The organism is Roseisolibacter agri (genome assembly GCF_030159095.1).
Taxonomy (GTDB): domain Bacteria; phylum Gemmatimonadota; class Gemmatimonadetes; order Gemmatimonadales; family Gemmatimonadaceae; genus Roseisolibacter; species Roseisolibacter agri.
The window spans coordinates 66,377-88,414 of record NZ_BRXS01000010.1 but is presented as its reverse complement, the minus strand read 5'-3'; the positions used below and the strand labels follow the sequence as shown (position 1 = coordinate 88,414).

At 73.7% G+C, this 22,038-nt stretch carries 16 protein-coding genes; 7 read left to right on the top strand and 9 right to left on the bottom strand.

Features of this window, described 5'->3' with window-relative positions; genetic code table 11:
* Positions 1 to 90: 90 nt before the first annotated feature.
* A complete protein-coding gene (locus rosag_RS24755; RefSeq protein WP_284352876.1) occupies positions 91 to 1,014 on the bottom strand; it encodes a polysaccharide biosynthesis/export family protein in 924 nt (307 codons plus the stop codon).
* A 347-nt stretch (positions 1,015 to 1,361) separates the two neighbouring features.
* Here rosag_RS24755 and rosag_RS24750 point away from each other — a divergent pair, with 347 nt between their 5' ends.
* Positions 1,362 to 2,264, top strand: a complete 903-nt coding sequence (locus rosag_RS24750; protein ID WP_284352875.1) for a response regulator — start codon at positions 1,362 to 1,364, stop codon at positions 2,262 to 2,264.
* A gap of 89 nt (positions 2,265 to 2,353) precedes the next feature.
* Here the strand turns inward: rosag_RS24750 and rosag_RS24745 are convergent, their stop codons facing one another.
* Positions 2,354 to 4,789 (bottom strand): GumC family protein, encoded by a 2,436-nt coding sequence (locus rosag_RS24745; protein ID WP_284352874.1) that lies wholly within the window; start codon positions 4,787 to 4,789, stop codon positions 2,354 to 2,356.
* A gap of 322 nt (positions 4,790 to 5,111) precedes the next feature.
* Between rosag_RS24745 and rosag_RS24740 the strand changes: the two genes are divergently transcribed.
* Both rosag_RS24740 and rosag_RS24735 read left to right on the top strand, forming a co-directional pair.
* Entirely contained in the window at positions 5,112 to 6,632 is a 1,521-nt protein-coding gene (locus tag rosag_RS24740; protein WP_284352873.1) for a sigma-54-dependent transcriptional regulator, read from the top strand.
* A 64-nt stretch (positions 6,633 to 6,696) separates the two neighbouring features.
* The gene (locus rosag_RS24735; protein ID WP_284352872.1) at positions 6,697 to 7,866 is read left to right on the top strand and encodes a sensor histidine kinase; all 1,170 of its coding nucleotides are present in this window, start codon (positions 6,697 to 6,699) and stop codon (positions 7,864 to 7,866) included.
* A gap of 12 nt (positions 7,867 to 7,878) precedes the next feature.
* Here rosag_RS24735 and rosag_RS24730 read toward each other — a convergent pair whose 3' ends face one another.
* On the bottom strand, positions 7,879 to 8,403 hold the full coding sequence (locus tag rosag_RS24730) for an NYN domain-containing protein (protein WP_284352871.1): 525 nt from the start codon (positions 8,401 to 8,403) through the stop codon (positions 7,879 to 7,881).
* A gap of 139 nt (positions 8,404 to 8,542) precedes the next feature.
* Between rosag_RS24730 and rosag_RS24725 the strand changes: the two genes are divergently transcribed.
* The gene (locus rosag_RS24725) at positions 8,543 to 9,061 is read left to right on the top strand and encodes an EVE domain-containing protein (protein WP_284352870.1); all 519 of its coding nucleotides are present in this window, start codon (positions 8,543 to 8,545) and stop codon (positions 9,059 to 9,061) included.
* A 59-nt stretch (positions 9,062 to 9,120) separates the two neighbouring features.
* On the opposite strand, the gene rosag_RS24720 is transcribed toward rosag_RS24725, so the two are convergent.
* Positions 9,121 to 9,948, bottom strand: a complete 828-nt coding sequence (locus rosag_RS24720) for an FkbM family methyltransferase (protein ID WP_284352869.1) — start codon at positions 9,946 to 9,948, stop codon at positions 9,121 to 9,123.
* A 299-nt stretch (positions 9,949 to 10,247) separates the two neighbouring features.
* Here rosag_RS24720 and rosag_RS24715 point away from each other — a divergent pair, with 299 nt between their 5' ends.
* The gene (locus rosag_RS24715) at positions 10,248 to 11,636 is read left to right on the top strand and encodes a citrate synthase (RefSeq protein ID WP_284352868.1); all 1,389 of its coding nucleotides are present in this window, start codon (positions 10,248 to 10,250) and stop codon (positions 11,634 to 11,636) included.
* Between the two features lie 85 nt (positions 11,637 to 11,721).
* Here rosag_RS24715 and rosag_RS24710 read toward each other — a convergent pair whose 3' ends face one another.
* Positions 11,722 to 12,801: a glycosyltransferase family 4 protein gene (locus tag rosag_RS24710; protein ID WP_284352867.1), complete on the bottom strand. Its 1,080-nt coding sequence runs from the start codon at positions 12,799 to 12,801 to the stop codon at positions 11,722 to 11,724.
* A 345-nt stretch (positions 12,802 to 13,146) separates the two neighbouring features.
* Between rosag_RS24710 and asnB the strand changes: the two genes are divergently transcribed.
* Positions 13,147 to 15,060, top strand: a complete 1,914-nt coding sequence (gene asnB / locus rosag_RS24705) for an asparagine synthase (glutamine-hydrolyzing) (protein ID WP_284352866.1) — start codon at positions 13,147 to 13,149, stop codon at positions 15,058 to 15,060.
* Here the strand turns inward: asnB and rosag_RS24700 are convergent.
* Together rosag_RS24700 and rosag_RS24695 are read right to left on the bottom strand one after the other, a co-directional pair.
* Positions 15,050 to 15,781 (bottom strand): A/G-specific adenine glycosylase, encoded by a 732-nt coding sequence (locus tag rosag_RS24700; protein ID WP_284352865.1) that lies wholly within the window; start codon positions 15,779 to 15,781, stop codon positions 15,050 to 15,052. The two genes, asnB and rosag_RS24700, sit on opposite strands and share 11 nt — an antisense overlap.
* Positions 15,782 to 15,807: 26 nt before the next feature.
* Positions 15,808 to 17,088 carry a vWA domain-containing protein gene (locus rosag_RS24695; protein WP_284352864.1) on the bottom strand — a complete coding sequence of 427 codons (1,281 nt, stop codon included), beginning with the start codon at positions 17,086 to 17,088 and terminating at the stop codon, positions 15,808 to 15,810.
* A gap of 170 nt (positions 17,089 to 17,258) precedes the next feature.
* On the opposite strand from rosag_RS24695, the gene rosag_RS24690 reads away from it, so the two are divergent.
* Positions 17,259 to 18,485, top strand: coding sequence for an MFS transporter (locus rosag_RS24690; RefSeq protein WP_284352863.1), 1,227 nt, complete (start codon positions 17,259 to 17,261; stop codon positions 18,483 to 18,485).
* On the opposite strand, the gene rosag_RS24685 is transcribed toward rosag_RS24690, so the two are convergent.
* Both rosag_RS24685 and rosag_RS24680 read right to left on the bottom strand, forming a co-directional pair.
* Positions 18,482 to 19,129, bottom strand: a complete 648-nt coding sequence (locus rosag_RS24685; protein WP_284352862.1) for a cytidylate kinase-like family protein — start codon at positions 19,127 to 19,129, stop codon at positions 18,482 to 18,484. The two genes, rosag_RS24690 and rosag_RS24685, sit on opposite strands and share 4 nt — an antisense overlap.
* Before the next feature lie 25 nt (positions 19,130 to 19,154).
* Positions 19,155 to 21,812: an ATP-binding protein gene (locus tag rosag_RS24680; RefSeq protein ID WP_284352861.1), complete on the bottom strand. Its 2,658-nt coding sequence runs from the start codon at positions 21,810 to 21,812 to the stop codon at positions 19,155 to 19,157.
* Between the last annotated feature and the right edge of the window lie 226 nt (positions 21,813 to 22,038).

The following is a 22,038-nucleotide window of genomic DNA, read 5'->3' as shown; positions in this document are numbered from 1 at the left end:
TCGAGGAGCGACGGGGGCTGGGCGCCGGATCCGTCCGAGTGAAGCGGCTGCAACGGGAGCACGTGTGGTGAGAGCGATGCGCGGCCGGACTTACTGGTAGGACGACCGGATCAGGGCGAGAGCGGCGGTCAGGATCGAGACGCCGAAGAACGCGTACGTCGCGATCTGCCCCCAGTTGCGCTGCGAGCCGATCGGCACCCGGACCTCGTCGCCGGGCTGGAGATTGCTCTCCTCCACCGTCCGCCCCTCACGGGAGAGACGTGCGAAGGTCTTGCGGTCGATCACCTCCTTGCCGGCGCGCGTGACCACGACCTTGTCGGTCTTCGCGCCCGCGCCGATCCCGCCGGCGCGCATGATCACCTCGGCCAGCGGCATGTCCGGCTGCACCCAGTAGACACCCGGCCGGCCGACGGCACCGCTGACGCTCAGACGCTGGAGGAGTCGCACGCGGACGTCCGGCTCGCGGACGTACTTTCGCAAATGCGTAGCCACGGCGTCGCTCAGCTCGGCGCGGAGGACGCCGGTGAGCACGAGCGGCGGGATTCCGTAGGGCAGCTCGATCTGCGGACCCTCGCGGATCGAGATCTCGCGCGTCGCCGTGTCCCCGCCCAGCGCCAGCGACAGGCGGTCGCCCGCCCGGAAGTCGCCGTCGCGCAGCCGCGCGCGGATCGCCGTCGCCTCGGCCTGCGCCCGCTCGCGCTCGCGCCCCGACGCCCGCGACGCCGCCCGCTCGGCCCGGTCCAGCGCGGCCGTCAGCTCGGCGCGCGTGGCGCGCAGCGTCTGCGAGGTGACCTCGGACGCGGGGCGCGGCGTGGCGTCGGTCGCGCGGCCCGCCGTGGCGGGCGTCTGCAGCAGCAGCGCGCTCGAGACGGCCAGGGCCGGACCCGCCGCGGCGCCGTGCGCCGCCGCCGGGAGCGCCAGCGCCACCACGGCGGCCAGCAGCGCACGCAGTCCGCGGACGCGCGGCGGGAAGGTCGCGGGGGACGACGGCCGACCGGAGACGCTGGATGACATGTGCGGGGGTGAGGCGGAGCTCCCGGTCACGAGGCGCGACCGGGCGGCCGGCAGACGGGACGACGACGACTCGCCGGCCACTGTGGATACGGCGCCAGCGGGCCGGGACTCTGTCGAGCCTATACTACAGATGCTCATGCATGCCTTCAACATCGTGTAATCGGCACCTTTGGCCCATTCCTGAAGCACCGGGGCGCCGGAGCGGGCGCAACTGCTTTCAGGGCATGGGACTACGCGCCGCGGTGGCCGGTCGGCCGAGCGGCGGCGGATCGGAGGGAACCCGCTGCGGCGATCCTTGCGAAGGGCGTACCAGCAGCGTCGTCCGTATTTCCCGCCCTCCTCCCTTCATGTCGAACGCCCTGGCCGACGAGCGCCCGCCGTCGGTCCTGCTCGTCAGCGACCACGACTGGCTCGCCCTCGCCCTCGGCGCCGTTGCCTCCGGGTGGGGATACGCCGTCGGCCGCGCCGCGTCGCTCGAGCAGGCGCTCCACGTCGCCGATGCCACCAACCCGGACGTCGTCTTCGTGGACGCCTGGCTCGAGGCGCGCCTGGCCGGCCGCCAGCGCGTCGGCCGCGCGTTGCGCGAGGCCGGCGCGATCACGCCCGCCACGCCCGTCGTCGCCTTCTCCGCCGACCCGCTGAGCCGCGACGACCGGCTGGCGGCCCTCGCCGGCGGCGCGTGGGACGTCGTGGAGCTGCCCGTGGACGCACCGCTGCTCCGGCTCCGCCTGGACGCGTGGCTGGCGGCCAAGCGCTACGCCGACCGCCTGGAGCGGGCCAGCCTCCTCGACCGCGAGGCGCCCGTCTACAACCTGCGCGGGCTGCTCAGCCGCGCCCGCGAGCTGGGGGCGGACGCGGCGCGCGGCGGGACCCCGCTCGCGTGCGTCGCGATCGGCACCGGCACCAGCGCCGGTCCGGCCGACGACGCCGCCACGCGCCGCGCCGAGGAGGCCGACGAGGCCGCGCGGCTCCGCGGGGCCTGGCTGGCGAGCGGCCGCGCCTCCGACGTCATCGGGCGCGTGGGGCGGACGCAGTTCGTGGTGCTGGCGCCGCGCACCGGCGCCGCGGGCGCGCGCGTGCTGGCCGACCGGCTGGCCGTCGCGCTGGACGGGGCGGGGCCGGAGCGCGTCCGCACGAGCGTCATGGCGCTGGAACCCACCCCCGCCGGCCCCGACGACGCGATCGCGCTCGTCGGCCGCGCGGTCGCGACCCTGCAGCGCACGGCGCCGCCGGAGCTCGCGGCGCGCTGAGGGCGTGAAGGCAAAAGGACGAGGGGCCCGACGGCAGCTGCCGTCGGGCCCCTCCTCGTCTCGCGGCGGTCGGCGGCGGTCGGCGGCGGTCAGCGGCCGTCGCCGATCCGCGCCACCTCCGCCTCTTCCGGCGCCTCGCGGTCCTCGACCGCCGCCAGCGTGTAGTGCGGGTCGTACGAGTAGTACTGATAGATGCCGTCGTCCGTCTGCACGCCGTTGAGGATGGCGCCGATGACCGAGACGGGGAGCCGGTCCAGCGTCTCCATCTTGGCCTTCGCCATCTTCACGTCGGTCGTGCCGCCGCGCAGCACGATGGCGACGTTCGTGGTGGCCGTCGCGATCGCGTAGGCGTCCGTGCCGGCGCCGAGCGGCGGCGTGTCGATGATGATCGCGTCGAAGCTGCGGGCCAGCGTCGCCACCAGCTCCTGCATGCGTGGCGTGGCCAGCAGCTCGGGCGCGCGGCGGTGCCGCGTCCCGCCGGCGATCACCGTCAGGTTCGCGTGGTGCGTCGCGTTCAGGACGTCGTCCAGCGGGCTCGTGCCCTCCAGGTACTCGATCAGCCCCGGCGTCGCCGGCAGCTCGAACGTCTCGTTGAGGAAGCCGCGCCGCAGGTCCGCGTCCACCAGCACCGTGCGCCAGCCGCCCTCGGCGAAGCTGAGCGCCAGGTTCGAGGCGACGAGCGACTTGCCGTCGCCCGGCCCCGGGCTGGTGATCGCCAGCGTGACCTTCTGGCTCGGCATGCACGCGTAGCGGACGTTCATGCGCAGCGACCGGAACGCCTCGACGACGTTCGCCACCTTCTCGGCCGAGGCGCGCCGGCCCTGCTCGACCACCGGCACGACGCCGAGGATCTGCAGCGCCAGGTCGCGCGTCGCCTGCGTGGGGTAGCGGAAGCGGCGGTCCAGGCGGTCCAGCAGGAACGCGAGGCCGACGCCCAGGCCCAGGCTGCCGGCGATCGCCATCAGGATGATGCGCGGCGCCGTGTTCTTGGTCGGCTCCAGCGGCATCACGGCCTGGTCGAGGATGCGCACGTCCGGGATCGCGCTCTTCTCGGACAGCTCGGCGTCCGCCGACCGGGCCTGCAGCGAGGCGTAGAGCTGCGTCGCGTTGTCCAGGTCGCGGCGATAGGCCTCCTGCTGGATCGAGCGCGACGGGATGCCCTGCAGCTCCGACGTCGCCTTCGCGATCGTGCTCTGCATGGTCGCCTCGCGCTTGGCCAGCTCGGCGCGGTAGGCGGCCAGCTGCTGCGGGATCGTCGTGGACTGCAGGAGCTGGATGCCGTAGAGGGCGTCCTTCACGACGCGCATCGAGTCGGTGAACTGCTCCTTCAGCGTGCGGTACTGCGCCTGCTTCTTCGCCAGCTCGTTGAGCGACTCGCGCAGCGTCATCGCCCCTGGGTCGCTCGCGACCGACGGGATGGCGAGCAGCGCCTCGATCGGCGTCTCGGTGGGCGTGACCTTCGCCGCCGCCGCGTCGAGCTGCGCGCGGTCGCGCTGCACCGTCTGCAGGTCGTAGCGGTCCTTGAAGTACTGGTCGAACACCGGCTCGCGCATCGCGATGCCGCTCAGCCCCGGCTTCATGGCCAGCCCCTCGGAGGGGAGGGCGACCGTGTTCACGCGGAACTGCGTCAGCGCCATCTCGGCGTTGCGCAGGCGCTGCTCGGCCTCCGCGCGCTGGGCGGTGAGGATGCGGACGAACTGCGACAGGCGGGCCGTCTTGAGGTCGGCGGCGATGCGGACGAACTGCTCGCCCCACGCGTTCAGCGTCTCGGCCGGCTTCTGCTGCGGCGTCCCCGAGAGGCCGAGCAGGATCAGGTTCGAGCCCTGGGCCAGCTCGACGTTCAGGCGCTGGAGGATGCCGACGGACGTCTCACGGGGCGTGCGCACGCGGAACTCGATCGTGCGGTCGTCGCCGAGGACCGCCTTGGTCGGCCGCCAGAGGAAGCCCGCGGCCTTGCGGCCGATCGAGTCGCCGACGACGCCCGTCTCGTTGATGACGCCGATGTTGTCGCGGAGCGTGTAGCGCGGGCCCGAGATCTCGAGCGTGTACTGGCCCGGGTAGAAGCGGGCGCGGTTCAGCTGGAAGCCGCGGAAGACCACCGAGTCGGCGGCCTTCTTGGGCTCCAGGTAGAGCGCCAGCTGCATGACCACCGAGTCGGCGATCGAGTACGACCGCAGGAGGTCCTGCCAGCCCTGCGCGTCGAGGAGGGCGTCGTCGCGCAGCGGGCCGCGCGACGAGCTGCCGCCCTGGGCGCCGGTGAGCAGGATGGTCGACTGGACCTGGTACTCGGGCGTCAGCAGCCGCGTCGCCATGACGCCGCCGGCGCTGCCGACCGCGAGCACGGCCAGGACGAGCCACTTGAATCGGTTGAGCGCCGAGAGGACGCGTCCGATCTCGCCGCCGCCCGACTGGTCGCCCTCGCCCGCGTCGCCCCGGTAGACGACCGGCGGCGTGTGGGGGTGGGCATAGGGCTCGAGCGCCGAGCCGTGGCCGGACGGAAGGGCCGGCGGGAGCGATGCGGACATGGGTGACGACGCGAAGAGGATCCGGAAGCGCGAGCGGGAAGGTACCCGCGGGAACTGGCGGCGGTTGCACCCCGCGCGCGGGACACCCGCCGGCCTGGGCCGGGCGGGGGGCGCGTGCGGGACGCGATCCTAAGGTATCGGCAGCTGGGACGGACTGCCGCACCGGGATTCCGGGGCGGCGGCTCAAGTTTCCGTGTGGCGCGGTCGACACAACTCTGTGCGATCCATGCCACACCCGGGCTCGGCCTTCTATGTTTACGTCCCCAGGCCGTCGCTGTCGAGCGCGAGTTCCGGGCTCCCCCTCCGAAAATCCCGCCGCGCCATGACCGACCCCGCCGACCGTGCGGACGACCCGGACCGCAAGCAGCAGCTGCGCATCCTGATCGTCGACGACGACCGCACCCTACGCGAGGGTTGCGCCAACGTGCTTCAGCTCGATGGGCACCAGGTCGTGACGTTCGCCCGGGGCGAGGACGCGATCGAGGCCGCCCAGCGGCAGCACTTCGACATCGCGCTGGTCGACCTCTACATGACGCCGGTCAGCGGGATGGACGTCCTGCGCGCGATCGGCTCGGCCGACCGCGAGACGCTGGTCGTCGTGATGACCGGCAACCCGACGGTCGCCTCCAGCCTCGAGGCGCTGCGCGCGGGGGCCTGGGACTACCTGCCCAAGCCGTTCTCCGCGTCGCACCTGCAGGTGCTGGTGGGCCGCGCGGCGCACGCCGCGCGCGCGGGCAGCTCGACGGTGACGGTTCGCGAGACGCGCTCGCTCCACTCGTCGCCCGCCGCCGCGGCCCCCGCCGCCGCCGCGGTCGCCGAGGAGGACGACATCCTGATCGGCGAGTCGCCGGCGTTCCGCCAGGCCATCGCGATGGCCAAGCGCGTGGCCGCGACCGATGCCTCGGTGATGATCTTCGGCGAGAGCGGCACCGGCAAGGAGCTCATCGCCCAGTACATCCACCGCCACAGCCGCCGCACCAACCGCAAGCTGGTGCCGGTGAACTGCGCCGCCATCCCGGGCGCGCTGCTGGAGAGCGAGATGTTCGGCCACAAGAAGGGGAGCTTCACCGGCGCGGATCGCGACAAGCCGGGCCTCCTCGAGATGGCCAACGGCGGCACCTTCTTCCTGGACGAGCTGGGCGAGATGCCCATGCCGCTGCAGGCCAAGCTGCTGCGCGTGCTGCAGGACGGCGTCGTGCGCCGCGTCGGCAGCGAGAAGCAGGACGCGGTGGTCGACGTGCGCTTCGTCTCCGCCACCAACCGCGACCCGCGCGAGGCGGTGCAGAGCGGGCTGCTGCGCGAGGACCTCTTCTATCGCCTGTGCGTCGTCCCCATCCGGCTGCCGGCGCTGCGCCAGCGGCCCGAGGACATCGCGCTGCTCGCCCGCCACTTCCTGCAGCGCTTCTGGAGCCGCCACCGCAAGGCGGGCACGCCGCTGCCGGTGCTGACGGAGGAGAGCATCGCCTTCCTGCAGACGCGCCCCTGGAAGGGGAACGTGCGCGAGCTGCAGAACGTGATGGAGCACGTGACGGTGGTCGCGGAGCCGGGGCGCCCGATCTCGCCGGACGACATCCCGATCTACGAGGATGCGCCGATGGAGCAGGGCGGCACGGCCGGCCTGCCCGCGACGATCTTCAACGAGTCGTTCCACACGGCCAAGGAGCAGCTGGTCACGCACTTCGAGCGCGAGTACCTGACGCGCCTGACGGCGCGCGCGGCGGGCAACATGTCCAAGGCCGCGCGGCTGGCGAGCATCGACCGCACGACGCTCTACCGCCTGCTGGAGAAGCACAACATCCGTCGCGACGACGCCGGCGCGGCGCTCGCCACGTTCGGCGACTGACCGGCGCACCCGCGCGATGAGCACCGGCGCCGAGCCGCCCCGCCTCGTCCCTCCGCTCCGACTCGTGACCGACGAACCGGAGAGCTTCCACCCGCTCACCACGCGGGCCACGCCGCTGCTGCCGCCCCGCGAGGCCGCCGGCCGGCGCGTGGACGTGTGGGAGGAGGTGGACCGCGCGGCGGCGTGGGTCAGCGACCACTGGACGGCGTCGCCCGGCACCGCGGCGCGCGCCGACCGCCGGCCGGACAACGCGGTGCGCCACGCGCTCCGCGTGCTGTGCGTGGCGCTGCGCGGCGCGGTGCAGGACGGTCCCGGGGGTGGGGCGGTGGTGCCGCCCGAGCTGCCCTGGTCCGTGTCGCTCACGGACCTCGTGCGCGCGCTGCGCGCGCGGCTGCTGCAGCAGACGGTGACGCAGGAGGCCGCCGGCGAGCCGAGCGCCGATCCGCGGGCGCTGGTGGCGGTGCTGGCGGCGTGCGAGCGGCTGGAGGACGCCGCGCGTGCGGACGTCGCGCGCGTGGTCGTCGAGCAGCTCTCGGGGGCGCGCGCGCTGGAGCTGCTGGTCGAGGTCGCGCACGACATGCGCTCCCCGCTCGGCTCCATCCTCTTCCTGGTGGAGCAGCTGCGCGCGGAGCAGGGCGGGCCGATCACGGCGGCGCAGGAGCGGCAGCTGGGGCTCGTCTACGGCGCGGCGTTCGGGCTGACGGCGCTGGTGGGCGACGTGATGGAGCTGGCGCGCGGCGGCGACCGCCTGGCCGCCGGCGAGCCCGCGCCCTTCTCGCTGGCGCAGCTGCTGGAGGCGGTGCGCGGCATCGTGCAGCCCATCGCCGAGGAGAAGGGGCTGACGCTGGTGATCGGCGAGGCGCCGGCCGGCGCGCGCACCGGGCACGGGCCGGCGATCCAGCGCGTGATCCTGAACCTCGTGACCAACGCGCTCAAGTTCACGCCCGCCGGCGAGGTCGAGCTGCGCGTCGCGGCGGAGCGCGGCTCGCGCGTTCGGTTCACGATCCGCGACACGGGGCGCGGGATCCCGCCGCGCGTGCTCGCGCACCTGTTCCAGACGTTCCGCGAGCGCCCCGAGGCGCGCGACTACGCGTTCTCGAGCGCGGGGCTGGGGCTGGCGATCTGCCAGAAGCTCGTGCGCGCGATGGGCGGCGAGCTGTCGGTGGACTCCGAGGTGGGGCGCGGGACGCGGTTCGAGTTCGTGCTCGACCTGCCGCACGCCCCGCTGGTCTAGCGCGGGCGCCGGCTACTCGCGCGACGGGCGGCTGCCGCGCGAGCGGCCCTGCGCGCGCTCGCGGCCCGGGGTGGGGGCATGCGCGCCGCGCTTCCCCGTGCGCCGCTCGAACACGACCTCGTCGGCGAGGATCATGAAGCGGATGATCTGCCGTCGCACCGCCGCGAACTGGCGGCTCCGGTCGCGGAAGCGGTCGTTCGACACCAGCGACGCGTCGAGCTCCTTGGCGAAGCTGAGGAGGAAGTAGTCCGCGTCGGTGCCGGCGGGCGCCTGGTGGATCTCGCCGCTGCCGACCAGCGACTCGTAGTGCACGCCGTCGTCGATCTGGTGGCGCAGCGCCGCGTCGGCGACGATGATCGGGTCGAAGCCCTGCGCGAGCAGCCGGTCGCGGACGAGCAGGATGTTGGCGAGGCGCGCGCCGCCCTCGGTCGCGTGCGCGACGTTCGAGCCGTCGATGAGCGCGCGCGGGCGCGCGTCCGCGGTGTGGGGAGCGGGTGCCTCGTCCGCTCCGGCGGGTCCGGCCTGGGCCGTGGTCATGCCGCGCTGTCGGGCAATTCGCGTGCACCTCGGACGAATGGTGCGCCGGGGTGCCGGAAATGGGCGGACCCGACCATCGTGTTGCGTCGGCGGCGGGGCGCCCGTCCCGCCGCGTTCCCCCCGTCCGCGACGCCCGCCCGTGTCCGCCTCCCGACCGCCCCGCCACTGGCTTCTCAAGTCGGAGCCCGAGTGCTTCGGCTTCGACCACCTGCTCGCCGCGCCCGACCGCACGACGTACTGGGACGGCATCCGGAACTACCAGGCGCGCAACTACATGCGCGACGACATGCGGGTCGGCGACCTGGCGTTCTTCTACCACTCGAACGCCGAGCCGGCGGGGGTGGCGGGGATCGTGGAGATCGTGCTGGCCGCGTATCCCGATCACACCGCGTTCGACGCGACGCACGAGCACTTCGACCCCAAGAGCGACCCGGACGAGCCGACCTGGCTGATGGTCGACGTGCGCGCGGTGGCGCGCTTCCCCAACTACGTCTCGCTCGACGCGCTGCGCGGCGCGGCGGGGCTGGAGGAGATGCTCATCCTGCGGCGCGGCAACCGGTTGAGCATCACGCCGGTGACGCCCGAGGAGTGGGCGGTGGTGTGCGAGCTGGGCGGCCTGCCGGCGGCGGGCGGGCGTCCGAAGCGCGCCAAGCGCTGACACGGCACGGGGGCGGGCGCATCGGCGCCCGCCCCCGTCTTCGTGCGATGCCCGCCGGGTTAGGCCGCCGGGCGGCGCGGCGCGCGGGCGACGATCTGCACGTCGCCGGCGATGACGTCGCCGTGCACCGCGAAGCGCTGGCCGTCGAGCGTCTCGACGACGTAGCCGTGCGCTTCCAGCAGCTCCAGGACGTGCCGCGCCACCGGGGCGTTGTGCAGCTCGATGCACCACGTCATGGTGCCGCGCTCCAGCAGCGTGCGGGCGCCCTCGAGAACGCGCCCCTCCTCGCCCTCGACGTCGATCTTCACGAAGTCGGGGAGCTCGTGGTCCTGCGCGAACTGGTCGAGCGTCGTCGCCGTGAGGTCGAGCGTCGGCCACTGCGTCTTCCCGTCCACGATCGCCGAGCCGTAGGCGACGTCGGTGAGCGCGAAGGTGACGTTGCGCGGCCGGTCGGAGACGGGGAGCCCGACGACCTCGATGTGCGCGAAGCCGTTGGCGGCCGAGTGCCGGCGGATCTCGGCCGCCGCGTGCGGGGCCGGCTCGAAGGCGTAGACCTGGCGGGCGCGGCGCGCCATCAGCAGCGACAGGTAGCCGATGCTCGCGCCGAGGTCGTAGCAGACGTCGCCCGCGCGCACCTCGCGGTCCACCGCGCGCAGCACGTCCTCCTCGTAGGTGCCGTTGAGGTGGGCGTGCGAGACGTGCTCGCCGGTGACGAGCTTGACGCCCGCCAGCGGCCCGCCGGCGATCACGGCCGTGGAGCCGGCGCCGGAGAGCGACGCGAACGAGCGCCGCGCCAGCCGGTCGAGCGAGCGGCGGCCGTGGACCCACTGCTTCACGCCGCGCGGCAGCACGCGGGCGATCGTGACGGCGATCGAGCGAAGGAGCACGGGGCGGGCGGAGACGGGGAGGAGGAGCGGACGTGGGCGGTGGTCGCAGAGGGGACCCGCCGTCGGCGCGGAAGGTAACGCGTGGCGGGCGCCCGCGGGCAGGGCCGCGCACCCGCGCGTCCACGCGCGCGTGGCCGGTGCTGCCCGCATGTGAACGGCGTCGCTAGATTGGCCCGCAGCGCGGATGCGGCGTCGCCGTCCGCGTGCCACGTGCGTACAGGACGCGCGTCAGGACGTACGGCACGACGCGGGTCACGCGTGCACGACGATCGCGACCGCACACCACCCGGGAGAGCGGCATGAGCCAGACCGATACGACGGCGGCCGGCGCGAAGTCCGCGCAGGCGGCGCCGAGCGCGCTGGAAGTGAAGGACCCGCGCACGCAGCGCAGCTACAGCGTCACGATGCTCGAGCGCGGCACGGAGGGCGACGAGGCGATCCGCGCGTCCGACCTGCGCCAGATCAAGACGGCCGACGACGACTTCGGCATGATGAGCTACGACCCGGCGTTCATGAACACCGCGTCGTGCAAGAGCGCCATCACGTTCATCGACGGCGACAAGGGGATCCTGCGCTACCGCGGCTACCCGATCGAGCAGCTGGCCGAGAAGTCGACCTTCCTCGAGGTGGCGTACCTGCTGCGCCACGGCGAGCTGCCGACGCAGGACGAGTATCGCAGCTGGGTGCACGACATCACGTTCCACACGTACGTGCACGAGAACATCGCCAAGTTCCTGACGGGCTTCCGTCACGACGCGCACCCCATGGCGATGCTGACGTCGGCGCTGGCGGCGCTGTCGTCGTTCTACCCGCAGGCGAAGGACATCTTCGACCCGGCGCAGCGCTACATCTCGATCATCCGCCTGCTGGCGAAGACGCCGACGATCGCGGCGATGATCTACCGCCACATGAAGGGGCTGCCGATCGTCTACCCCGACAACTCGCTGCCGTACGGCGAGAACTACCTGTCGATGGTGGCGCGCATGTCGGAGCCGCGCTACGAGGCCAACCCGGCCTTCGCCAAGGCGCTCGACGTGCTGCTCATCCTGCACGCGGACCACGAGCAGAACTGCTCGACGAGCGCGGTGCGCGCCGTCGGCTCGTCGCACGTCGACCCGTTCTCGGCCGTCGCGGCGGGCGTCGCGGCGCTGTATGGTCCCCTGCACGGCGGCGCCAACGAGGCCGTGCTGCGCATGATCGAGCAGATCGGCCACCCGAAGAACGTCCCGGCGTTCATCGAGGAGGTGAAGGGCGGGAAGGGGAGCCGCCTGATGGGCTTCGGGCACCGCGTCTACAAGAGCTACGATCCGCGCGCCAAGATCGTGAAGCAGCTCGCCGACCAGGTGTTCGCGCAGGTCGGCATGGACAAGGACCTCGAGATCGCGCTCAAGCTCGAGGAGGCGGCGCTCAACGACGAGTACTTCGTCAGCCGCAAGCTGTACCCGAACGTCGACTTCTACACGGGGCTGATCTACCGCTCCATGGCGTTCCCGACGTCGTACTTCACCGTGCTGTTCGCGATGGGGCGCATGGCGGGCTGGCTGTCGCAGTGGGAGGAGATGCTGCTCGACAAGGAGCAGAAGATCGCCCGCCCGCGGCAGATCTACGTCGGCGCGCCGGAGCGCCAGTACGTGTCGCAGCTGACCGACTACCAGCCGGACACGCGCAAGGACTCGATCCGGAAGTGACCGCGCGTCGCTGACGGTCTCTGATGCACATGCGACGAGGGGCGCCCGGATCGGGCGCCCCTCGTCGCATGTGCGTCTCGCGCGATCAGGCGCGGTGCGGCGTCAGTCGCTCGTACGTGGCCTCCCACTGCGGGCCCACCGCGTCCCACACGTAGCGCGACTCCACCTCGCGGCGGCCCGCGGCGGCCAGGCGGCGGCCGTAGTCCGGATCGCGCAGGATGCGCAGCGCCCCCTCGGCCAGCCCGCGCGCGTCGCCGCACTCCACCATCCAGCCGGTGCGGTCGTGCTCCACGATGTGGCGGATGCCGCCCGCGTTCGTGGTCACCACCGGCGCGCCCGACGCGAACGCGTCGAGGATGGAGCTCGGGAAGCAGTCGCGCAGCGGCGTCGTCATGTAGATGTCCGCCTCGTGGTACAGCTCGTTCATCTCGGCGGGCGTGACCTTGCCGCGGAAGTCGACGTTGCGCAGCCCCTTCTCGGCGATCCACGCGAGGATCTGCTCGCGCAGCGGCCCGTAGCCCGCGATGAGCAGCCGCGCCTCGGGCACCTCGGCCTGGATCAGGCGGAAGGCCTCGAGCGCCGTCGGGTAGTCGTAGAGCCCCTCGAACAGCCGGTTGAGCAGGAACACCGGGCGCAGCGGCGTGCGCTCGCGGTACCGGCGCTGCTCGAGGTCGAGGTAGTTCGGGATGACGTCCGCCTTCACGCCGAACTTCGCGTACACGCCCGTGAGGTACGGCGTCGGCGTGATGCAGTGCGCCAGCGCCATCGTGCGCGCGGCCGTCAGCGGCCACTCGCGGATGTGATCCTCGAGATCCCCACTGCGGTAGTTGAGGATCACCTGCTTGCCGTACAGCCGCCCGACCAGGATGGCCAGCATCGGACCGAGCGCGTAGGACCAGTACGACGCCGAGAAGACGTGGAGGACGTCGTAGCGGGGCACGCGCCAGAGCAGGAGCGCGAGATAGGCCGCCGTCGTCACCAGCGTCCGCACGAACTTGATGCGCTGCAGCCGGTCGAGCGGCGCGGGCAGCTTCGGGTTGTGGGGGACGAAGCCCACCTCCACCCGGCCCTCGTGGCGCAGGTGCCGCATCAGCCGGTCGGCCTGGATGGCCTGGCCGCCGAGGATGCGCAGCGACGGCGCGACGACGCAGACGCGCGGGCGCACCCGCGACGGCGTCCGGGGGGCTGGCCGGTCCGCGCCGCCGGTTTCCGCGGTCGCGGTGTCAGCGGTATACTCCGGGGACGGCCACGACTGCACGTCAGGCACGAAGGGTGACAGGCGAGGGCTGCAGGGGGCGGACGCGGGGACGGGCCCCGTCCGCGGGAGCGGGTGCTTCGGAGTGTAACGGCGCCGGCAGGGGGCAAGAAGCTGGCCCAGCCGTGACGCGACTGCTCGTGACGCGACGCCCCGTCCCGTGGCCCCGAACGCGCGTGGGTCGTCGTGTCCCTGCGCGTATCTCTGTGCGGCGCCGGTCGGCGCCGCGGCGCCCGAGAGTCGAGGAAGCAGCCAATGTGCGGAATTGCGGGGTGGGTCGGTGCGGTGCCGAGCGGTCCGAAGGTCGAGGCGGTGGGCGCGATGCTGGGTGCCCTCGAGCGCCGCGGCCCGGACGGCCAGGGCGTGCACGCCTGGTCGCGCGCCGCGTTCGGCCACCGGCGGCTCGCGATCTTCGACCTCTCCACCGCCGGCCTCCAGCCGATGGTGACCGAGGACGGCGCGCTCGGCGTCGTCTTCAACGGCGCCATCTACAATTTCGGCCCGCTGCGGGCGGAACTGGAGCGCGACGGCGCCGTCTTCCGGAGCCGCACGGACACCGAGGTGCTGCTCCACGGCTACCGCGCCTGGGGCATCGACGGGCTGGTGGCGCGCATCCGCGGCATGTTCGCGTTCGCGCTGTGGGACGAGCGCCGCGGCCGCCTGTTCATGGTCCGCGACCGGCTGGGCGTGAAGCCGCTGGCCTACGCGCGGACGCCCGACGGCGGGATCGCCTTCGCGTCCACGGTACGCGCGCTGCGCGCCGCCGGCGTGACGGGCGACCTGACCGCCGAGGCGGTGGCCGACGTCCTGGAGTACGGCTGGGTGGACGAGACGCACGCCGCATGGGCGGGCGTCGAGAAGCTGCCGCCGGCGACGATCCTCGAGTGGGCGGACGGCGCGATGTCCACGCGCCGCTACTGGACGCCGCCCGCCGCCGGCAGCGCGGGCGCCGTGACCTTCGAGGACGCGGTGCAGGAGACCGAGCGGCTGCTGCTGCGCGCGGTCGAGTGGCGCCTGCAGGCCGACGTCCCGGTGGGCGCGCTCCTCAGCGGCGGCATCGACTCGGCGCTCGTGTGCTGGGCGGTGCGCGAGCTGGGCGGCGACATCACCGCGTTCACCGTCGGCACGCCGGGCCACGTCGCCGACGAGACGGCGGCCGCCACCGCGACGGCGCAGGACATCGGCATCCCGCATCGCGTGCTGGAGATGCGCGACTTCGACGACGAGGCGCTCGACGAGCTGGTGGGCGCCTACGGCGAGCCGTTCGCGGTGTCGTCGGCGCTCGGCATGCTGCGCGTGTCGCAGGCGGTGCGCGAGTCCGCCACGGTGCTCCTCACCGGCGACGGCGGCGACGACGTCTTCCTCGGCTATCCGCGCCATCGGTGGATGCGGTCGATCGCGCGCGCGGCGCGCCACACGCCCGAGGCGGTGGCGTGGGCGTGGCGGCGCGGGCGGCATCTCGTGCCGCGCGTGGGGATCGCGAAGCGCGGCGTGCACCTCGCCGACTACGTCACCGGTGGCCTCGGCGCGTTCCTCGCGGCGACGCCTGGCCTGCCCGCGCTGCGCCGCCACGGTGTGCTCGGCGAGCGCCTGCGCGACGTCGACGTGGAGGCGCGGCGCATCCCATGGTCGGTGGGCTCCGCGCGCGACCTGCTGGGCGACTACCTGCGCCACGACCTCGCGCACCAGTTCGTGGCCGAGTACCTGACGAAGGTGGACGGCGGCGCGATGTACTGGGCGCTGGAGGCGCGCTCCCCCTTCCTCGACCAGGAGATGTGGGAGTACGCCAGCTCGCTGCCGTACGAGGTGCGCCAGCACGGCGGGGAGCTGAAGGCGATCCTGCGCGAGATCGTGCGCCGCCGCATCGGCCAGCGCGCCGCGTCGGAGCGCAAGCGCGGCTTCACGATCCCCGTGGAGAGCTGGGTCCGCGGCCGCTGGCGCGCGCCGCTCGACGCGCTGCTGGCCGAGTCGCGGCTGCACGCCGAGGGGTGGATCGACGCGCCGGCCGCGCGCCGGCTGCTCGCGTCCCCCACGCTCGACGAGGCGTCGGCGCGTCAGCTCTGGTACGTGCTGGTGGCCGAGCGCTGGCTGCGGCAGGAGCGCGCGTCGGCTCCCGCGCGCGTCGCGGCGCCAGCGACGATGGAGCGTTCGGCGACGGTCAGCGTCTGACGCGCTTCGCGACCGTCGTGCGCGCCGCGGCGACGGTCGCGGCGTAGGTCGCGCACGACGCGCGCACGGGGCACTGGTCGCAGCGCATCACGCGCGCGGTGCACACCAGGGCGCCCAGCTCCATCAGCGCCTGGTTCTGCACCCATGCCGCGCGGCCGGTGCGCGGCACGATCGCCTCGGCGATGCGCCACAGCCGCGTGAGGTCGCGCGGGCGCTTGGGGTCGAGCGACGGCGCGAACACGCGCTGCAGCACGCGCGCGACGTTCGTGTCCACCAGCGCCGAGCGACGCTCGTACGCGAACGACGACACCGCGCCGGCGGTGTAGGCGCCGACGCCGGGCAGCGCGCGCAGCGCCTCGGGGTCTGGCGGGATGACGCCCGGGCCGTCGGCGGCGGTGACGCGGCGCGCCAGCGCGTGCAGGTTGCGCGCTCTCGCGTAGTAGCCGAGTCCCGCCCACGCGTCGGTGACCGCCTCGGGCTCCGCCTCGGCGACGTGCCGCAGCGTCGGGAAGCGCTCCAGGAAGCGCGCGTAGTAGTCCACCACGCGCACGACCTGCGTCTGCTGGAGCATCAGCTCCGAGACGAGGATGTGGTACGGGTCGCGCGTGCGGCGCCACGGCAGGTCGCGGCCGTGGCGGCGGAACCAGGCGCGCAGCCGGGTCCCGAACGCGCGGGCCCGAGCGGGATCGACGACGGGAAGGGGAGGAGCGGGGCGGGGCACGCCCGAAGTCTAGCGCCCTGTCCCGCTCAGCTCACGCGCCGGGTCTTCTTGCGCAGGAAGTCCATCAGCACGAACTGGCCGAGCGACATCGTGTTGGTGAAGTACGCCTTGCCGCGCGCGATCTCGCTGACGCGCTTCACGAACTCCACCAGCGCCCGGTCGCGCGCGAGCATGAAGGTGTTGATGACGATCCCCGCGCGGCGGCAGTCCGCGACCTCGCGCAGCGTCTCGGCCAGCACGTGCGCGTCCAGCCCCATCGAGTTCTTGTAGATCTGCCCGTTGGGCATCGTCAGCGCGCTCGGCTTGCCGTCGGTGATCATGACGATCTGCCGCATGTCCTTCTTCTGCGCCAGCAGCAGGCGCCGCGCGAGCTTCAGCCCCTCGGCCGTGTTGGTGTGGTACGGCCCCACCTGCGCCTGCGCGAGCTTCGCCATCGGGATCTCCTCCGCCGAGTCGTGGAAGAGGATGACCTTGATGGAGTCGCCCGGGAACTGCGTGCGGATCAGGTGCGTGAGCGCGAGCGCGACCTTCTTGGCGGGCGTGAACCGGTCCTCGCCGTAGAGGATCATCGAGTGCGACGTGTCGAGCATCAGCACCGTCGCGCAGCTGGAGCGGTACTCGGCCTGCCGCACGGCGAGGTCCGGGTAGTCGATGTCCATCGGCACGTCGAGCGACCCCGTGCGCGCGAGCGCGTTCTTCAGCGTCTCGTTGACGTCCAGGTTCAGCACGTCGCCGAACTCGTACGGCTTGGTGTAGCCGTCGGCCTCGATGCCGGTCGCGAGGTAGGGCGTGTCGTGGCTGCCGACGCTCGACTTGCCGAACGACCCCAGGAGGTGCCGCAGCGTCTTGAAGCCGAGGAAGTCGATGCCCTTGTCGGTGAGGTTGAACTGCACGTCCTTGCTGGCCGCGTGGGCGAGCGAGCCCCTGCCCGTCACCGGCTGCTGCGTGCCCGGCATCTGCGGCGGCGCGGAGGTCGTGAGGTAGCCCTCCTCGGTGAGCCGCTGCACCAGCTGGTCGAGCAGCTGCGCCAGCTTCTCGTTGGCGTCCTCCGTCCCCTCGCCGCGCAGCGCCTCCAGCATCTCGGGGGTGAACTGCCCGCTCTCCAGCAGCGCGTCCAGGATCGCCTGCCGCAGCGCGTCGAGCGACTTGTCCTGGTCCTCGCCGAAGTCGCCCCAGAAGGGGTGGTGGTGCGGCCCGCCCGCGAACCCCGAGTCGAGCAGGAAGTCGGCGAGGCGGTCGAGCAGCGACTGCAGGTCGACGGCGTCGGCCAGCTCGGGGCTGTACTTGGTGTACGTGTGGAAGCGCATGAGGGCAGCGGTGAGCGTCGAGCGGCGAGCGTCGAGCGTCCGGAGGCGTGCCTGGATACACTATGGGAAGCGCGAAGGTGCGCCGGAAGGTGCCCGATCGGGCGAGACGGCAGCGGACGCCACCGGCGGGCGCGCTCGCCGCTCGCCGCTCACCGCTCGACGCCGCTCCCTTGAACCCGTTCCGCACCCTCGTCCGCCACCGCAACTTCCGGCTCTTCTGGATCGGCCAGACGGTCTCGCTCGTCGGCACGTGGATGCAGACGATGGCGCAGGGCTGGCTGGCGCTCGAGCTCACGAACAACGCGTTCCTGGTCGGCCTCGTGGCCTCGGTGGGCTCGCTGCCCATCCTGCTGCTGTCGTTCGTCGCCGGCGTGTACGTGGACCGCGCGGACCGGCTGCGCCTCGTCATGCTGATGCAGGCGCTGATGCTGGCCGAGGCGTCCACGCTCTGGCTGCTGACGGTCACGGGGCACGTGACCATCGAGGCGCTGCTCGGGCTCGCGTTCGTCTACGGCGTCTGCAGCGCGTTCGAGATCCCGGCGCGCCAGTCGCTGATCATCGACCTCGTGGGCCGCGAGGACCTGTCCGAGGCGATCGCGCTCAACTCGAGCGGGTTCAACCTCGCGCGCATCGTCGGCCCCGCGATCGGCGCGGTGGTCATCGCGGCGTTCGGCATCGCGTGGTGCTTCGGCGTCAACGCGCTGAGCTACGTCGCGGTGCTGATCGGGCTGTTCCGCATCCGCCTGCCGAAGCGCGAGCGCCCCGCGCCCAGCGGCAGCGCGCTGGAGGGGCTGCGCGAGGGCTTCGCGTACATGTGGCACACGCCCGAGGTGCGCACGCTGATGGGCGTCGTGCTCGTGTTCAGCGTGCTGGGCACGCCGTACCTGACGCTGATGCCCGTCGTCGCGCGCGACCGCCTGGGCCTCGGCGCGGACGGCTACGGCGTGCTGCTGGCGGCGGTCGGCATCGGGGGGCTGGCGGGCGCGCTCTACCTGGCGGCCGTGGGCCCGCGCATCCCGCGCGGGCGCCTGCTGGTGGGCGCGTCGTTCGCCTTCGCCACGCTGCTGGTGGCGTTCGCGTTCGTGCGCCAGGCGTGGCTGGCGATGGCGGTGCTGCTCGCGGTGGGCTTCGCGATGATCCTCAACGGCGCGCTGGCGAACGCGCTCCTGCAGGCCATCGTCCCCGACGCGCTGCGCGGGCGCCTGATGGCCGCGTACTCGTTCGTGGTCGTGGGGATGGCGCAGGTCGTCGGCGCCTTTCTCGGCGGCGCGGTGGCGCGCGCGCTCGGCGTCGACTGGGCCATCGGCGGCGGCGCCGCGCTGATGCTCGGCTACGCGCTGTGGGTGTTCACGCGCCACCCGGAGGTCGCGGCGCTCGGACGGCCCGCGTCGGACTAGAGGCGCGCGCGCGCGGTCTCGACCACCAGCGTCGCCGCCTCCGCGAGCCCCAGGCGCGCGCTGTTGAGGCACAGGTCGTAGTGCGACGGGTCCAGCAGCTCGCGGCCCCACCGCTTGCGCACGAGCGTCAGGCGCTCGCGGTCCACGTCGTCCACGCGGCGCGCGGCGGCGCCCAGGGGCAGCCCCTCGCGCGCCGCCACCCGCGCGATGCGCGCGTCGCGCGGCGCGCAGCAGAGCACGTGCAGCGCGTCGGCGCGCGCCGCCAGCGCCGCCTGCGCGCCGCGCCCCACGACCACCACCGGCCCGCGCGCCGCCGCCTCGACGATCACGCGCTGCGTCACGGCCAGCACCTGCTCCTCCGCGGGCGGCGGCGCCACCGACTCGGCGTCGCGTCCGGGCAGCGCCGCGGTCACGGACGGCTCGGCGTCGGTGGCGCCCAGCGCGAGCGCGTCGGCCAACCGCGCGGCGAGCGAGGGCCGCCGCTCGTCGCGCGCCGCCACCGCCTCGCGCGAGGTGCCCAGCCGCGCGGCCACCTCGTCGAGCAGCGCGTTGTCCAGCAGCGGCCAGCCCAGCGCCTCGGCCACGCGCGCGGCGAGCTCGGAGCCGCCGGCCCCGAACTGCCGCGAGACGGTCACGATCGGCACGGCGCGGCCTCCGAGCGGAAAGCCGTCAGCTGCCGGCGCGCACGAGCGACGGCGCGGCCTCCAGCACCGCCTCGTCGTCGCGCGCGTCCAGCACGTCGCGCACGCGCGCCGCCAGCGCGTCGGGCGTGAACGGCTTGGCGATGAACGCCAGCGCCTCGGTCGAGATGCCGCGGTGCAGCACCTCGTCCTCCGTGTAGCCCGACATGAAGAGCACGCGCATGCCCGGCCGGTCGCGCAGCAGCGTCTCCGCCAGCTCGCGGCCATGCATGCCCGGCATGATGACGTCGGTCAGCAGCAGGTGGATCGGCGTCGGGTGGCGGCGCGCCAGCGCGACGGCGCCCGGCCCGTCGGACGCCATCAGCACGTCGTAGCCGCGACGCGCCAGCGTCTCGCGCGCGATCGCGCGCACCGCGTCCTCGTCCTCCACGAGCAGCACCGTCTCGCTGCCGCCGCGCACGTCGCCGGACGCGTGCTCGGGCCGCCGCGCCTCGGGCGCGACGGTCGTGCGCGGCAGGTAGAGCGTGAACACGCTGCCCGCGCCCGGCGCGCTGCGCACCTGCACGGCGCCGCCGGCCTGGCGCACGATGCCGTACACCGTCGCGAGGCCGAGGCCCGTGCCCTTGCCGCGCTCCTTGGTGGTGAAGAAGGGCTCGAAGATGCGCGCCTGCGTCTCCGCGTCCATGCCGATGCCGGTGTCGCGCAGCTCCAGCACCACCCAGTCGCCGGCCGCCACGCCCGGATGCGCGGGATCGTGCGCCTCCACGTGCACGTTGCGCGTGCCGATGGTGAGCGTGCCGCCGTCGGGCATCGCGTCGCGCGCGTTCAGCGCGAGGTTCACGATCACCTGCTCCAGCTGTCCCGGATCCGCCAGCACCGCGTGCAGCGCGGGATCGCGCAGGCCCGTCAGGCGGATGTGCTCCCCGATCACGCGCGCCAGCATCGACTCCAGCCCCGCCAGCACCTCGTTCAGGTCGAGCGGCACGGGCTGCACGACGTGCCCGCGGCTGAAGGCGAGGATCTGCCCGGTGAGCGACGCGGCGCGCTGCGCGGCGACGCGGATCGCCTCGAAGTCCTCGCGCTCCTGCGCGTTGGGGGCGAGGTCCGCCAGCGCCAGGTCGCAGTAGCCGAGGATGCCCGTGAGCAGGTTGTTGAAGTCGTGCGCGATCCCGCCCGCGAAGCGGCCGAGCGCCTCCATCTTCTGCGCGCGGCGCAGCTGCTCCTGCGACTCCTGCAGCGCGCGCTCCGCGAGCCGGCGCGCGGTGACGTCGATCGCCACCGAGAGGCGCGCGGGCCGCCCCTCGTACTCGGTGATGGCGGTGAAGATCTCGACGTCGATCGTCGAGCCGTCCTTGCGCAGGTGGCGCCACACGCCAGCGTTCGCGCGGTCGTTGAACGACTGCGCCATCCCCAGCGACCGTGCGGCCGAGAGGAAGCGCAGCCGCTCCTCCGGCGGGCGGATGTCGAGCAGCGTCTGCGCCGCGAACTCGGCGCGCGACCAGCCGTACTGCGTCACCGCCGCGTCGTTCACCGCGAGGAAGCGGTACGTCCCGAGGTCCACCACGTAGATCGGCAGCGGCGACGCGTCGAACAGCAGCCGGTAGCGCTGCTCGCTGCGGTGCAGCGCGGCCGTGCGCGCCGCGATGGTCGCGGCCATCTCGTGGAACGCGTCGGCCAGCGTCCCCAGCTCGCCCGGCGCGTCCACGAGCACGCGCTTGGGCACCTCGCCCGCCGACAGCGACTGCGCGTCGTCGGCCAGCGCCTCCAGCGGCCGCACGAGGCGGCGGCCCACGGCGACGGCCAGCAGCAGCGACACCACCAGCGTCGCCAGCGCGAGCCCGACGTCGCGCCGCAGCTCGCGGTCCACGCCCGCGAGCGCGGCGCGGCTGGGCACCGAGACGAACACGCGCCAGCCCAGCTCGGGGATCGCGGTGTGCGCGACCAGCTGCCGGATGCCGCCGCGCCCGGTCATCTCCACCACGCCCTCGGCGCCCATCGCGGTCGCGCCCGCGCCGGCGCCGCGGTGCAGCGGTCGCCCGACCCACGCCGCCGCGTCGCGCGACCGCCCGAGCACGATGCCCTGGGCGTCGGTGAGCGTGGCCGTCGCGCCGTCGGGCAGCGGCGCCTGCGCGAACGTGCGCTCGAACGAGCGCAGCCCCACGGTGCCGATGATGACGCCGGCCGCCGCGCCGTCCGCGCCGCGGATCGGGTGCGTGAAGTTCACCGACCAGCGCGTGCTGTCGGGACGCCCGCGCAGCGGATCGCTGACCACGGGGCCGTTGGTGCGCAGCGTCTGCCGGAAGTACGGGCGGTCGCCCGCGAAGATGCTGGCGCGCGCCGGCAGCGGGCGGCGCGAGGTGCCGACGTTGCTGCCGGCCGTGTCGAACACCCAGAGGTTGCTCACCGCGTCGGCGCCCGTCAGCCCGCGCATCACCGACGCCAGCACCGTGTCGTTGACGGCCGCCGCCGCCGCCGTCGGACGCACCGCGTGCGCGGAGGCCGCGAGCAGCGTCTGGATCGAGTGGGCGCGGTCCTGCACCTGGCCGCGCACCAGGCGCGCCGCCGCCAGCGCGCCCGCCTCCGCCGCCTCGCGCGCGCGCACGGCGCGCTCGCGCGCCCGCAGCGCGGACAGCGCGAGGAACGGCGTCACGACGGTGATGACGAGCAGCACCATCTGGCCACGCATGCCGAGTCCGGACCGCGCACGGCGGGTCGGTACGGGCGTCGCGGGGGCAGCGGACATGGGTGGCGGAGGAGGGGGGCCGCGCTTCCGGACCGGGAGCGCGGCCGGACGGCCGGGCAGGCAGGGAACGGCCGGGACGCGGGCGCGTCGGGCGACGCGCCTGCGGAGCAGGGGAAGGACGGTGGGGAGGACGTCGAGGCAACGGTCCCCACCGCCCGTGGCCGTGCGG